This window comes from Streptomyces sp. NPDC031497 (assembly GCF_055580905.1).
The window spans coordinates 1-13,030 of the sequence record NZ_JBVIKO010000012.1 but is presented as its reverse complement, the minus strand read 5'-3'; the positions used below and the strand labels follow the sequence as shown (position 1 = coordinate 13,030).

The 13,030-nt window shown below is 70.8% G+C and carries 11 protein-coding genes; 2 read left to right on the top strand and 9 right to left on the bottom strand.

Annotation, left to right across the window (positions count from 1 at the left end):
• The first annotated feature begins 13 nt into the window (after positions 1–13).
• Positions 14–694: a hypothetical protein gene (locus ACZ5K7_RS24650; RefSeq protein ID WP_351698874.1), complete on the top strand. Its 681-nt coding sequence runs from the start codon at positions 14–16 to the stop codon at positions 692–694.
• A 22-nt stretch (positions 695–716) separates the two neighbouring features.
• Here ACZ5K7_RS24650 and ACZ5K7_RS24645 read toward each other — a convergent pair whose 3' ends face one another.
• From ACZ5K7_RS24645 to ACZ5K7_RS24605, 9 genes are all read right to left on the bottom strand, one after another.
• On the bottom strand, positions 717–2,243 hold the full coding sequence (locus ACZ5K7_RS24645) for an NCS1 family nucleobase:cation symporter-1 (RefSeq protein ID WP_468916141.1): 1,527 nt from the start codon (positions 2,241–2,243) through the stop codon (positions 717–719).
• A gap of 134 nt (positions 2,244–2,377) precedes the next feature.
• A complete protein-coding gene (locus tag ACZ5K7_RS24640) occupies positions 2,378–3,397 on the bottom strand; it encodes a TIGR03842 family LLM class F420-dependent oxidoreductase (protein WP_351698870.1) in 1,020 nt (339 codons plus the stop codon).
• Positions 3,398–3,408: 11 nt separating this feature from the next.
• Positions 3,409–4,812, bottom strand: coding sequence for a dihydropyrimidinase (gene hydA / locus ACZ5K7_RS24635; protein WP_468916138.1), 1,404 nt, complete (start codon positions 4,810–4,812; stop codon positions 3,409–3,411).
• Between the two features lie 123 nt (positions 4,813–4,935).
• Positions 4,936–5,778 (bottom strand): nitrilase-related carbon-nitrogen hydrolase, encoded by an 843-nt coding sequence (locus ACZ5K7_RS24630; protein WP_468916135.1) that lies wholly within the window; start codon positions 5,776–5,778, stop codon positions 4,936–4,938.
• Positions 5,779–5,948: 170 nt separating this feature from the next.
• A complete protein-coding gene (locus ACZ5K7_RS24625; protein WP_351698864.1) occupies positions 5,949–7,532 on the bottom strand; it encodes a PucR family transcriptional regulator in 1,584 nt (527 codons plus the stop codon).
• A gap of 139 nt (positions 7,533–7,671) precedes the next feature.
• On the bottom strand, positions 7,672–8,955 hold the full coding sequence (locus ACZ5K7_RS24620) for an aspartate aminotransferase family protein (protein WP_468916131.1): 1,284 nt from the start codon (positions 8,953–8,955) through the stop codon (positions 7,672–7,674).
• Positions 8,952–9,794: a nitrilase-related carbon-nitrogen hydrolase gene (locus ACZ5K7_RS24615; protein ID WP_351698861.1), complete on the bottom strand. Its 843-nt coding sequence runs from the start codon at positions 9,792–9,794 to the stop codon at positions 8,952–8,954. The genes ACZ5K7_RS24620 and ACZ5K7_RS24615 overlap by 4 nt, the downstream gene beginning before the upstream one ends.
• A 137-nt stretch (positions 9,795–9,931) precedes the next feature.
• Positions 9,932–11,347 (bottom strand): hypothetical protein, encoded by a 1,416-nt coding sequence (locus ACZ5K7_RS24610; protein ID WP_468916127.1) that lies wholly within the window; start codon positions 11,345–11,347, stop codon positions 9,932–9,934.
• A 128-nt stretch (positions 11,348–11,475) separates the two neighbouring features.
• A complete protein-coding gene (locus ACZ5K7_RS24605; RefSeq protein ID WP_351730127.1) occupies positions 11,476–11,727 on the bottom strand; it encodes a helix-turn-helix domain-containing protein in 252 nt (83 codons plus the stop codon).
• A 57-nt stretch (positions 11,728–11,784) separates the two neighbouring features.
• Here ACZ5K7_RS24605 and map point away from each other — a divergent pair, with 57 nt between their 5' ends.
• A complete protein-coding gene (map, locus tag ACZ5K7_RS24600; RefSeq protein ID WP_351698855.1) occupies positions 11,785–12,564 on the top strand; it encodes a type I methionyl aminopeptidase in 780 nt (259 codons plus the stop codon).
• Positions 12,565–13,030 lie beyond the last annotated feature (466 nt).

Genomic DNA, 13,030 nt, shown 5'->3' with positions numbered 1-13,030 from the left:
CGAGAAGTGCGACTTGCGTTCTCTACCACTGCCACTCGCCCTCACCGCGCGCCTGACGCCGGTCGCCGTGCTCGCCTGTGCGGGCTGGGCGATGGCGTCGGGTCCGGACAAGACGTCCACCACCGCCTCCGGTGACACCTCGACCCAGCAGACGGCCGGCCAGTCGGTGAGCGACGGCCCGTCCTCGTCCACGACGTCGACGGCGGCCACCAAGACGTACGCCGCCGCGCCCGCGCCCTGCGGCAGCATCCCCGTGGCCACCATCAAGTCGCTGGTGCCGGGCGCGAAGACGGCCGGCAAGGAGATCCCCTCCACGGACACCAAGCTGCGCCGCACCTGCTCCTGGAACGCGCTCAAGGGGTACGACTACCGCTGGCTCGACGTCTCCTTCGAGATCATGGACACGGACGCGGCGGCGGTGAAGGAGTACAAGCAGCGGGTCGCGGAGAAGAGCGGCGGCGGGGCCGTGCCGGGGCTCGGCGACAGCGGCTACTCGGTGGTCAACCTCACCACCGAGGACAAGCAGCAGACCCGTGAGGGCGTGGTGATGGCCCAGGTCTCCAACGCGCTGGTGGTCGTCACCTACAACGGCAGCGACTTCGAGAGCAAGAAGGCGCCGGACACCGACGTGATCAACAAGGGCGCCATCAAGGCGGCGAAGAGCGCGGTGACCGCGCTGAAGGGCAGCCAGTGACCGTACTGGCCGCCCTTCGCGCTCACGCCTCTTCGGTGGTGCGCCCGGTCAGCAGGGTCAGCCCCACGTACAGCACCAGGGACGTGCCGAGGCCGACCGCCCAGCCGTAGTCGGCGAGCGAGGACAGGGCCGGGATCGGGCGGCCGTCGAACAGCGGCTTGAAGCTGGCGCCGCCGACGGCGAGGACACCGCCGACGAGGAAGGCCACGACCGCCCGCCAGTTCCAGCCGCCGTCGTACCAGTAACGGCCGCCCGTGCGGTACAGGTCGGTCAGGTCGAGGCGGGTGCGGCGCAGCAGCCAGTAGTCGGCGATGAGGATGCCGGCGACCGTGCCGAGCAGACCGCCGACCAGGCCGAGCCAGGTGAAGATGTAGCCCTGCGGGTCGGAGTACAGCTTCCACGGGAAGATCACCACACCGAGCACGCAGGTGATCAGGGCGCCGGTGCGGAAACTGATCTTCCGGGGCGCGATGTTGGAGAAGTCGAACGACGGCGACACCAGGTTGGCCGCGATGTTCACGGACAGGGTCGCGACGAGGACGGTGACCAGGGCGTAGAGCAGCCCGACCACGTTGTCCGTCTTGGCGGCCAGCTGGACCGGGTCCCAGATCGGCGCTCCGTACACGGCCTGCGAACCGGAGGTCACCAGGACCGACAGGAACGCGAACAGGGTCATCGTGGTCGGAAGGCCGAGGGCCTGGCCCCAGGTCTGCGCCTTCTGGCTCTTGCCGTACCGGGTGAAGTCCGGGATGTTCAGGCTCAGGGTGGACCAGAAGCCGATCATGCCCATCAGCGACGGCCAGAACAGCTTCCAGAAGTCGCCGCCCCAGCCGAGCTTGGAGGGCTGGTCGAAGAGCGGGCCGAGACCGCCGGCCTTGTTGCTCATCCAGACCAGCATCACGATCGCGCCGACGATCACGAAGGGCGCGGCCCAGTTCTCGAAGCGCCGGATGGTCTCCATGCCCCGGTAGATGATGGCGACCTGGAGCACCCAGAAGAGCGCGAACGACAGCCACATGGTCCAGGCGTAGCCGCCGACGTGCGAGGCGTTCGCCCAGCTGTCGCCGATCAGTTTGCCGGCGAGGAAGTAGATGGCCTCGCCGCCGATCCAGGTCTGGATGCCGAACCAGCCGCAGGCCACCAGCGCCCGTACGACGGCGGGGAGGTTGGCGCCGCGTACGCCGAAGCTGGCGCGGGCGAAGACCGGGAAGGGGATGCCGTACTTCGGTCCGGCGTGCCCGGTGAGCAGCATCGGGACGAGGACGATCAGGTTGGCCAGGGCGATGGTGAACACGGCCTGTTTCCAGTCCATGCCGACCGCGATCAGCCCGGAGGCCAGGGTCCAGGAGGCCGTGTTGTGGGCCATGCCGACCCAGAGCGCGGAGAAGTTGTACGTGGTCCACGTGCGCTTTTCGACGGGGACCGGCAGCAGGTCCTCGTTGGCGTAGGGACCGGTCGGCGGCGGGGAGCCCGGGGCGAGCTCGACGCGCCCGTCGGAGGTGGTGACTTGGCCGGACGGCGGTATGGCCGTGGGAGCGGTGTCGGTCATGGGCAGGCCAATCGGGAGGAGAGGGGACGGGAGAAAGGCCGTGCGGGTGGCGTCGAGGGGGGTGGTGAGGCGGGGGTGTGGGGGACCCCCTTCCCGGGACGGCGGGAAGGGGGAGATCAACCAGTGGGTGCGGATCAGCCGTTGACGGCCGGGATGACCTTGCTCCCGTACGCGTCGATGGTGGCTTCCTGCGCGTCGTGCATGTCGTAGACGGCGAACTGGTCGACGCCCAGGTCACGCAGCGCGTTCAGCTTCTCGATGTGCTTCTCGGCCGGTCCGATGACGCAGAACCGGTCGACGATCTCGTCGGGTACGAACTCGGTGTCGGGGTTGCCGCTGCGCCCGTGGTGCGCGTAGTCGTAGGCCTGGCGGGACTTGATGTAGTCGGTGAGTTCGTCGGGTACGGCGGCGGAGTGCTCGCCATACTTGGCGACGAGGTCGGCGACGTGGTTGCCGACCATCCCGCCGAACCAGCGGCACTGCTCGCGGGCGTGCGCCAGGGCCTCGGGCGAGTCGTCCTCGGTGACGTACGCCGGGGCGGCGACACAGATCCTGACCTCGGACGGGTCACGTCCGGCGGCCACCGCCGCGTCCTTCACCGCCTTCACCATGTACTCGGTGAGGTAGAGGTCGGAGAGCTGGAGGATGAAGCCGTCGGCCTCCTCACCGGTCATCTTGAGCGCCTTCGGGCCGTACGCGGCCATCCAGACGGGGAGTTCGGCACCGGGCTTGATCCACGGGAAGCGGATCACCGTGCCGCCCAGGTCCGCCTCGTCGCCCCGGCCCAGGGCCCGGATGACCTTCATGGCCTCGCTGATCCGGGCGAGGGTGTTGGGCTTGCGCCCGGCCACCCGCATCGCGGAGTCGCCGCGGCCGATGCCGCAGACCGTGCGGTTGCCGAACATGTCGTTGAGGGTGGCGAAGGTGGAGGCGGTGACCTCCCAGGTGCGGGTGCCGGGGTTGGTGACCATCGGCCCGACCGTCAGTTTCGTGGTGTTGGCGAGGATCTGGCTGTAGATCACGAACGGTTCCTGCCAGAGCACGGCGGAGTCGAAGGTCCAGCCGTAGGAGAAGCCGTTGCGTTCGGCCCGCTTCATCAGGCTGATGACACGGGAGGCCGGCGGGTCGGTCTGCAGGACAAGTCCGAAGTCCATGGGCGCCACTCCTAGTTGAGGTACTGACAGGTGGAGCGCGGGGTGTAGACGCCGTGCCCGGCGTGTCCGGTGTACTCCCGCTCGGTGATGACGAGTTCGCCGCGCGAGAGGACCGTCTCGACCCGGCCGGTGAGCCGTTTGCCCTCGTACGCCGAGTAGTCGACGTTCATGTGGTGGGTCTCGGCGGAGACGACCTGCTCGGCGTGCGGGTCGTAGATGACGACGTCGGCGTCGGCACCCGGGGTGATGGTGCCCTTCTTCGGGTACATCCCGAACATCCGGGCCGGGGCGGCGCAGGCGATCTCGATCCAGCGGCGGCGCGAGATGTGCCCGTCGACGACGGCCTGGTGGAGCAGGTCCATGCGGTTCTCGACGCCGGGCAGGCCGTTGGGGATCTTGGAGAAGTCGCCTCGCCCCAGCTCCTTCTGGCCCACGAAGCAGAAGGGGCAGTGGTCGGTGGAGACCACCTGGAGGTCATTGGTCCGCAGGCCCTGCCAGAGCTTGGCCTGGTGTTCCTTCGGGCGAAGGGGCGTGCTGCACACGTACTTCGAGCCCTCGAAGTCCGGCTCGGCGAGGTTGTCGGTCGACAGGAACAGGTACTGCGGGCAGGTCTCGCCGAAGACGGGGAGTCCCTCGTCGCGGGCCCGCGCCAGCTCGGCCACCGCCTCCATCGCCGAGACGTGCACGACGTACAGCGGGGCACCGGCCACCTGGGCGAGCTTGATGGCCCGGTGCGTGGCCTCGGCTTCCAGCAGCGCCTTGCGCACCTCGCCGTGGTAGCGGGGGTCGGTCTCGCCGCGGGCCAGCGCCTGCTCCACCAGCACGTCGATGGCGATGCCGTTCTCGGCGTGCATCATGATCAGGCCGCCGTTCTCGGCGGAGCGCTGCATGGCGCGCAGGATCTGGCCGTCGTCGGAGTAGAAGACGCCCGGGTAGGCCATGAACTGCTTGAAGGAGGTCACCCCCTCCTCGACCAGCAGGTCCATCTCCTTGAGCGTCTCCTGGTTCACGTCGGAGACGATCATGTGGAAGCCGTAGTCGATGGCGCAGTTGCCCTCGGCCTTGGCGTGCCAGGCGTCGAGGCCCTCGCGCAGGCTGTGGCCCACGCTCTGCACGGCGAAGTCGACGATGGTGGTCGTACCGCCCCAGGCGGCGGCGCGGGTGCCGGTCTCGAAGGTGTCGGAGGCGAAGGTGCCGCCGAACGGCAGCTCCATGTGGGTGTGGGCGTCGACACCGCCCGGGATGACGTACTTGCCGGTGGCGTCGAGGGTGCGTTCGGCGGTGAAGGCCTCGGCGGCGGGGGTGCCGGTCGCCGCGAGGGCGGCGATACGGCCGTCCTCGATCAGGACGTCGGCGTGGATCTCGTCGGACGCGGTGATGACGAGTCCGCCACGGATTACTGTCCGGCCGGTCATGGGGTCCTCTCCTTCGTGGTCATGTGCGGGTCCGACGGTGGCTGGTCGCGCAGTTCCTCCCCCAGCCTTCGGCTGGGGGTACCCCCAGCGCCCCTCACGGGGCGCTTTCACGACGGGGCGCTATTACGGCGCCGTCAGCGGGTTGTACGCGTCCGGCCGGCGGTCCCGGAAGAACTGCCAGCGGTCGCGGACCTCGCGCAGCTTGGCCAGGTCCAGGTCGCGGACGACGAGTTCGGTCTCCTTGTCGGAGGCCACCTCGCCGGCGAACTGGCCCTCCGGGTCCACGAAGTACGAGGTCCCGTAGAAGTCGTTGTCGCCCAGGTCCTCCACGCCGACCCGGTTGATGGCGCCGACGAAGTACTCGTTGGCGACGGCCGCCGCCGGCTGCTCCAACTGCCAGAGGTAGCGGGAGAGTCCGCGCGAGGTCGCCGACGGGTTGAAGACGATCTCGGCACCGCCGAGGCCCAGCGCCCGCCAGCCCTCCGGGAAGTGCCGGTCGTAGCAGATGTAGACGCCGATCTTCCCGACGGCGGTCTCGAAGACCGGCCAGCCTACGTTCCCCGGGCGGAAGTAGAACTTCTCCCAGAAGCCGGGGACCTGGGGGATGTGGTGCTTGCGGTACTTGCCGAGGTACGAGCCGTCCGCGTCGATCACGGCCGCGGTGTTGTAGAGGACGCCGGGCTGCTCCTCCTCGTACACCGGCAGGATCAGGACGATGCCGAGCTCCCGTGCGAGGGCCTGGAAACGCTGGACGACCGGGCCGTCCGGTACCTGCTCGGCGTACTCGTAGAACGCCTTGTCCTGGACCTGGCAGAAGTAGGGTCCGTAGAACAGTTCCTGGAAGCACAGGACCTGGGCGCCCTGCGCGGCCGCGTCGCGGACCGCCTGCTCGTGGACCTGGATCATCGACTCCTTGTCGCCGGTCCAGGCGGTCTGGAACAGGGCGGCACGAATCACTCGGCTCATCGGGACCTCCGGTCGCTCGGGCGTGTGTCGCTCGATGTGCGAGGAGCCTAGGAAGTCCCGAAGCGGGCTTTGAGTGCCACCGTGTCACGTCTGCGGGCGTTCCGCGTGTCACCGTGTCACGCGGTCGTCGACTCATGTTTCACCGTCGTTTTCCCAGTTCGTCGCATGTTTCACCCCTGTTGCGCGTCATGTGCGAGGAGTGCGATGTGCACGGAGGCCGCCTGTTCGAAGTCGTCGAGGTCGACGCCGAGCCGGACCTGAATCGCCTCCAGACGGCGGTAGAGCGCGGGCCGCGAGACATGGTGCAGCTGGGCGGTGCGGGACTTGTTGCGGCCGGTGGCGAGATACGTCCGCAGGACGCCAAGCAGGTCCTGGTCGACGCCCTTTCCGCACAGCAGCCCGTCCAGCTCGCGCTCGGCGAAGGACTGGACGTGCGGGTCGTCGCGGAGCAGCCGGATCAGGCCCCGCAGGTGTACGTCCTTGAGCCGTACGACGGGTGGCAGGTCGAGGGCGTCCGAGGAGTCGGCTACGGCGTCGGCCACGTGCTGGGCCTCGCGCAGGCCGGCGGGCACGTCGTCCCAGGCGGTGCGGGGGCCGGCGGCGGCGACCACCGCCTGCGGGTCCGCCGCCTCGCCGTGCAGCCGGACGGCGAAGTGCGTGGCGAGGGCGTCGGCGTCCTGGTCGCGGGCGAGGCTGAGCAGGACGGCGGTGACACGTTCGGTGAGCTCGGCGACGAGTCCGGGCAGCCCCAGCAGGCGGAGGGTCCTCTCCAACTGGGGCGGTTCGGCGTCCCGTACCACGAGGGGGACGAAGGTCCGCCGGTTGACCGGCAGTCCGGCCGCCCGCGCCCTGGGCAGCAGTTGCCGGGCCGGTACGACCCCGGAGACCAGGTCGGTCAGCAGGCTCTGCGCGGACTGCTCCTCCCAACTGTGGGCGGAGCCGCCGCCGAGCATGCGGTGCAGGACGAGGGCCTCGGCGCCGCGGTCGGCGAGAAGGCGCCCGGTGGCGGTGTCGCCGCGGTAGCCGCAGAGCATGATCTGGCCCCAGCGCTCCCCGCGGCCGCCGAGCTCGGCGCGGATCCAGCCGTCGCCCTCGCCGCCGCCCGCCTGCCGGGCGATGCGCTCCCAGTCGCGCAGCACGTCGTCCACGGCCGACCGTTCCCCCGCGGTGGCCAGCACCCGGTGGGCGAGGTTGGTGACGACGACCGGGCAGGCGCTGTGCACGGCGACCTCGTCGAGGAGGCGTTGCAGAGGGGCGCCGGCGGTGATGAGGCCGGTGAGGGCGGTACGGACCGACTCGGAGAGGCTGACGGCGGCGAACTTGCGCCGCACCAGCCGGGATTGGACCTCCTCCGTCAGTTCGGCGAAGGGGAAGGGGCGGTGCAGGACCACCAGGGGGAGGCCGCAGCGGTCCGCTGCGCGGCGCATGGCGTCGGGTGGGGACGGGAAGGCGCGGCCGAGGCCGAGGACGACCGCGGCGGCCTCGGACCGGTGCAGGGACTGGATGTACTCGGCCTGTTTGTGGTCGTCGCCTGCGAGCAGGACGCCGGTGGTGAGGACCATCTCGCCGCCGGTGAGCATGACGCCGACGTCGGGGGCCTCGGCCACGTGCACCCAGCGGACGGGGCGGTCGAGGTGGGTGGCACCGGCGACCACCTCGGGGTCGCCGGCCAGGACCCGTTCCAGGGAGAGGATCTGACGGACCGACAGTATGGGGGTGTCTGTGGTGTTCGGGGGATCCCAAGTGGCGGTCATCTTGCAGGTCCCTTGGTTGGGGTTTCGGTGCGTTCGGAGGCTGCGGCCGGTGGGGGTTGATCGCGCAGTTCCCCGCGCCCCTGAAGGGGCGCTCCAGTGCGGGGCGTTCGCAAGGGACCCCTTGCCGTAAGCGCACTCTCTAGTAAGCGCTCCTCAGCGCCTGCTCCAGGATTGCTGCCCCCTCTTCCGCCTCCGCCACCGTCAGCGACAACGGCGGGGCGATGCGCAACGCGCTCGTGTTGTGGCCGCCGCCCTTGCCGATCAGGAGGCCGGCCTCGCGCGCCGCTTCCAGGACCGCCGACGCTGACTTGGGATCGGCCTCGTCCGTGCCGGGCTTGACCAGTTCGACGCCGATCATCAGGCCGCGGCCCCGGACCTCCCGTACGCCGGGCAGCTGGGCGGCGACGGCGCGGAGACGTTCGATGAGCAGGCCGCCCACCCGGCGGGCGTTGCCCTGGAGGTCGTGGTCCAGGAGGTACGACAGGTTGGCGAGGCCCGCCGCCATGGTGATCTGGGTGCCGCCGAACGTCGAGATGCTGTTGGAGTCCAGGCAGTTCATGATCTCGGAGCGGGCGATCACCCCGCCGATGGACATGCCGTTGCCGATGCCCTTGGCGAAGGTGACGATGTCCGGCGGCCCGCTCTGGCCGTGCGCCTGCCAGCCCCAGAAGTGCTCGCCGGTGCGGCCCCAGCCGGTCTGCACCTCGTCGGCGATCCAGAGGATGCCCTGCTCCTGGAGGACCTTGCGGAAGGCCGCGTACAGCCCGTCGGGCGGGGAGGTGAAGCCGCCGACGCCCTGGATGGGCTCGGCGATCAGCGCGGCCGGCGGGCGGGTGTGGCCGAGGAGGTCACGCAGGTCGTCGACGCAGGCCGCGATGAAGTCACGGTCGTTCAGCTCGGCGAACGGGCCGCGGGTGCGGACGCCGCCGTGGATGTACAGCGTCTGGAGCGGCGAGAGGGAGGTCGGGGACCAGCCCTTGTTGCCGGTGATGCCGACGGCGCTGAAGGAGCGGCCGTGGTAGCTGTTGCGCATCGCCAGGATGGTGTTGGTCCGGCGGTAGGTGGTCGCGAGCAGCAGGGCGGTGTCGTTGGCCTCGGTGCCGGAGGTGGTGAAGAAGACCCGGGCGTCCGGGATGCCGCTCAAGTGTGCGACGCGTTCGGCCAGTTCGACCATGGGGCGGTTGAGGTAGAGCGTGGAGGAGTGGATGATCCGGCCGGCCTGCTCGCTCACCGCCTTCGTCACCTCGGGAAGCGCGTGCGCGGTCATCGTGGTGAGGATGCCGCCGAAGAAGTCGAGGTAGCGGTTGCCGTCGGCGTCCCAGACGTGCCGTCCCTCGCCGTGCGTGATCTCCAGCGGCTCGTCGTAGTAGAGGGCCAGCCAGTCGGGCAGGACCTGGCGGTGGCGGGCGAAGAGGTCGTTCACGGCTGTACCAGCCCTTCGTAGGCGTCGGGACGGCGGTCGCGGTAGAAGGCCCACTGCTGCCGTACTTCTTCGATCAGGTCGAAGTCGAGGTCACGGACGACGAGTTCCTCGCTCTTGTCGCTCGCCACCTCCCCCACGAACTGCCCACGTGGATCGACGAAATAGCTCGTGCCGTAGAAGTCGTTGTCGCCGTACTCCTCCTGGCCCACCCGGTTGATGGCGGCGATGAAGTACTCGTTGGCGACGGCGGCGGCCGGCTGCTCCAGCTGCCAGAGGTAGGCCGACAGGCCGCGCGAGGTGGCCGACGGGTTGTAGACCAACTGGGCGCCGTTGAGGCCGAGTTGCCGCCACCCCTCCGGGAAGTGGCGGTCGTAGCAGATGTACACGCCGATCTTGCCGACGGCGGTGTCGAAGACCGGCCAGCCGACGTTCCCGGGCTTGAAGTAGTACTTCTCCCAGAAGCCCTTGACCTGCGGGATGTGGTGCTTGCGGTACTTGCCGAGGACGGTGCCGTCGGCGTCGATCACGACGGCGGTGTTGTAGTAGAACCCGGACTGCTCGACCTCGAAGACCGGGACGACGACGACCATGCCCGTCTCGCGGGCCAGCTCCTGCATACGGCGGACCGTGGGTCCGTCCGGGACCGGCTCGGCCCAGCGGTAGTGCTCGGGTTCCTGGACCTGGCAGAAGTAGGGGGCGTTGAAGACTTCCTGAAATCCGATGATCTTCGCACCCCGGCGGGCCGCCTCGCGGGCGAACACCTCGTGTTTCGCCACCATGGACTCGGTGTCGCCGGTCCAGGTGGCCTGGACCAGAGCGGCGCGTACGACGTTGGCCATGAGCTGCTCCTTCTACGCCCGTAGAGGGTCGAAAGTAAGCCTCCTCGGAGTCCTTGCCAAGACCATCGTCGTTAAGCCGCCGAGTCGATCTCGTTTCTAACCTGGCTGGCGGATGCACGGGCCGACGCGCACGTCCGTCAGGACGTGAGGCCCGCCACCCTGAGCGCGTGCAGCAGGTCCCAGTGGCGCTGGTCCGAGATCGCCTGGGCCGCGCGGAGGAGCAGCGGAACCAGTCGGTGCGGGTCGGGTTCCGCGCTGTGCGCCGCCTCCTCCGGGGTGCGGACCTGGACGTAGGTGTCCAGCAGGGCCCGGACCTCGCGGTGGCGGCCTGCCGTGTCCAGGGCGAGGACGGCCTCGCCGATCTCGGCGGCGGGGCGGACGACGCCCTGGCGGAGGATCTGGCGGCCGTCGGCGCTCCGGCCCGCGGCGGTCAGGGCGTCGGCGGCCGCCACCAGCCGGGCGGGCGGCAGCGAGGCCGTCTCCCACAGCAGCGTGGCCCAGTCGGCGCCGAGCCCGGCCCGCTGAAGGGCGTCCGCGAGCAGGGGGAACCGGGCGGCGGGCCACTGCGCGGCCTCGGCCAGCAGCGCGTGCGCCTCGCCGGTACGGCCCTCGGCACGCAGCCGTTCGAGTCGCGTCACGGCCTCCGCCACGGCCTGGCCCGCCTCCTCGTCGGCCTGCTCCACCACCGGCTCCGGCCGCGCCGGCGCCTCGGCGGCGCCGGCGAACCGGGCCCCGCGCGGGGTGCGACGGGCACCGGGGGCCGTGGGCACGGTCGCCTCCGCTGCCTGCGGTACGACGGCGGGCGCGGCCTCGTCCTCGGCCATCCCGGCGAAACGGGCACTCCCCCGTCGCCGCTTGCGCTGCTTGGCGGGGGCGGGAGCCGGCGCCGGGGCCTCGGGCGTTTCGGGCACGGCAGGCGCTGGGGCCGCGCCGCCGTCGGGTGTGACCCCGCCCGAGCGGCCGCGCATCGCCGTACCGGTCGCGGACGCCCGCGCGGCCGCGGTCGGTTCGGCGGCCGGGCCGGGAGACGGCGGCCCCGGCTCGGCCCGCTGCTCCAGTCGTCCCATCCGGGTACGGAGTTCGGCGCACCGGGCGGAGGCCCGTTCATGGTCGTCGCGGGCCCAGGCGAGGTCGATGTCGAGGGACTCGGCCTCCTCGCGGGAGCGCGCGGAGCTGTACGCGCGGCCGAGCTGGGCCAGCCGTTCAGCGGCGTAGCGCTGTTCGCGGAGCATGACGTCGAGGCGGTCGCTCAGGTCCTCCCGGGCGCCCGGCCGGGCGTCGTACGCGGCGAGGGCGCCGGCGTGCAGCTGCCGGGCCTGCCCGGCCGCACCGGCGGCGGCCTCGGGACCGTAGGCGGTCGCGAGGTCCTGGAGCAGCGCCTCCACGACGTCCCAGGGCGGGACCTCCCGCCCGCCGAGGCAGGCCTGCATACCGTCGGGGTCGCGCTGCCAGAACACCGCGCACCAGCCGGCACCCTGGTCCAGGCGCGCCAGCAGGCCGTTGAGGTAGTTCGCGAACTCCCGCACCCGGCCCGGGAGCTGATCCACAGTCATCGCTCGACTCCCGCCCGACCGGAACACTCCGGCTCCGTAGGCAACACCAGTTGTGTTACGGGGCTGCTACGGGGAGTTTTCAGCGGGTGCGCACAGAGCCCTCATTACGGGATCTTGACCGATGCGCGTCACACCGGGGCCAGGGCACAGCGGGCCACCAGTTCGTCCATCGACAGGCCGAGCGCGCGGGCCAGCGCGGCGACGGTGAAGAAGGCGGGGGTCGGCGCCCGGCCGGTCTCGATCTTGCGGAGCGTCTCGGCCGAGATGCCGGCCTCGGCCGCCACCTCGGTCATGCTCCGGCCGCCGCGCGCCTCGCGCAGCATCTGCCCGAGCCGCTCGCCGCGTTCACGCTCTTCCGGGGTGAGGGGGGTGCGTACCATGCAGCCATCCTAAGCCGTCATTCTAATCCGGTCTAGAAAACCGGTATAGTAATTGGCATGGTGGAACTGAAGACAGACGTATCGATCGACGCGATGTACGGGGCCGGCCAGGTCCTCGGCCAGGCCCTGACGGCCGTACGGGAGGCCGCCGCCGTCGGCGTCTCCCTCCTTGAGCTGGACGAGGTGGCGCGGGAGGTGCTGAGGGCGGCCGGGGCCTCCTCCCCCTTCCTCGGCTACCGGCCCTCCTTCGCGGCCACCCCGTTCCCCGCCGTCATCTGCGCCTCCGTCAACGACGCGATCGTGCACGGCATCCCGACCTCCTACCGGCTGCGCGACGGCGACCTGGTCTCCATCGACTGCGGCGCCGAACTCGACGGCTGGGTCGGCGACTCGGCGATCAGCTTCACGGTCGGCAGGCCGCGCCCGGCGGACGTACGGCTCGTGGAGACGGCCGAGCGGGCCCTGGCGGCGGGCATCGCGGCGGCGGTCGTCGGCAACCGCATCGGCGACATCGCGCACGCCGTCGGCAGCGTGTGCCGGGAGGCCGGCTACGGCATCCCGCAGGGCTTCGGCGGGCACGGCGTGGGCCGCCGTATGCACGAGGACCCGGAGGTGCCGAACGAGGGCCGCCCCGGCCGCGGTCTCCCGCTCCGGCACGGCATGGCCCTCGCGATCGAGCCCATGCTGATCGGCAGCGGCCGGGACGGCTACCACGAGGCTCCCGACGGCTGGACCCTGCGCACGAACGACGGCTCCCGCGCGGCGCACGTGGAGCACACGGTGGCGATCACCGAGGCGGGACCGCGGATCCTCACGGAAAGGAATTCAAAGAACTGACACAGGTCAGTCCTGCGAATTTCTTATCGCGATATGCGGTCCGATGCCGCACGAATGAATTTTCCGAAGCGCTGAACAATGGCAGCCGTCCGCCCGTACACATATCCGTGACGGACGGAGAAACAGCCGTCCACATCAGCGAAGGAGTTCTCATGGAAAACGTGCGCATGCGAGTTCCGGTCCCCCGGCCTCCGCGGCGGCGCCCGGTGCCTCCGCCGCAGCCCCCGCGAGGGAAGCGCCCGCCCCGGCCGCGCCCGGTCGGCCGCTGACCGCGTGACGTGACACTCCCGTCGGCGGGGGGGGGGGGGGGGGGGGGGGGGGGTTTGGGGGGGGGGGGGGGGGGGGGGGGGGGGGGGGGACCGCCCCCCCCCCCCCGCCGCGTGTTCACCGGCCGGGCACCAGCCAGGGCTCCTGCGGGAGCGGACCGCCGGTCTCGATGAGGGACTTCAGGTTGGACAGCACGGCC

Bases quoted from the DNA above. Each gene is read 5' to 3' on its own strand.
- ACZ5K7_RS24645 (WP_468916141.1), bottom strand. From the start codon at position 2,243: ATGACCGACACCGCTCCCACGGCCATACCGCCGTCCGGCCAAGTCACC.
- ACZ5K7_RS24640 (WP_351698870.1), bottom strand. From the start codon at position 3,397: ATGGACTTCGGACTTGTCCTGCAGACCGACCCGCCGGCCTCCCGTGTC.
- hydA (WP_468916138.1), bottom strand. From the start codon at position 4,812: ATGACCGGCCGGACAGTAATCCGTGGCGGACTCGTCATCACCGCGTCC.
- ACZ5K7_RS24630 (WP_468916135.1), bottom strand. From the start codon at position 5,778: ATGAGCCGAGTGATTCGTGCCGCCCTGTTCCAGACCGCCTGGACCGGC.
- ACZ5K7_RS24625 (WP_351698864.1), bottom strand. From the start codon at position 7,532: ATGACCGCCACTTGGGATCCCCCGAACACCACAGACACCCCCATACTG.
- ACZ5K7_RS24615 (WP_351698861.1), bottom strand. From the start codon at position 9,794: ATGGCCAACGTCGTACGCGCCGCTCTGGTCCAGGCCACCTGGACCGGC.
- ACZ5K7_RS24610 (WP_468916127.1), bottom strand. From the start codon at position 11,347: ATGACTGTGGATCAGCTCCCGGGCCGGGTGCGGGAGTTCGCGAACTAC.
- ACZ5K7_RS24605 (WP_351730127.1), bottom strand. From the start codon at position 11,727: ATGGTACGCACCCCCCTCACCCCGGAAGAGCGTGAACGCGGCGAGCGG.
- map (WP_351698855.1), top strand. From the start codon at position 11,785: ATGGTGGAACTGAAGACAGACGTATCGATCGACGCGATGTACGGGGCC.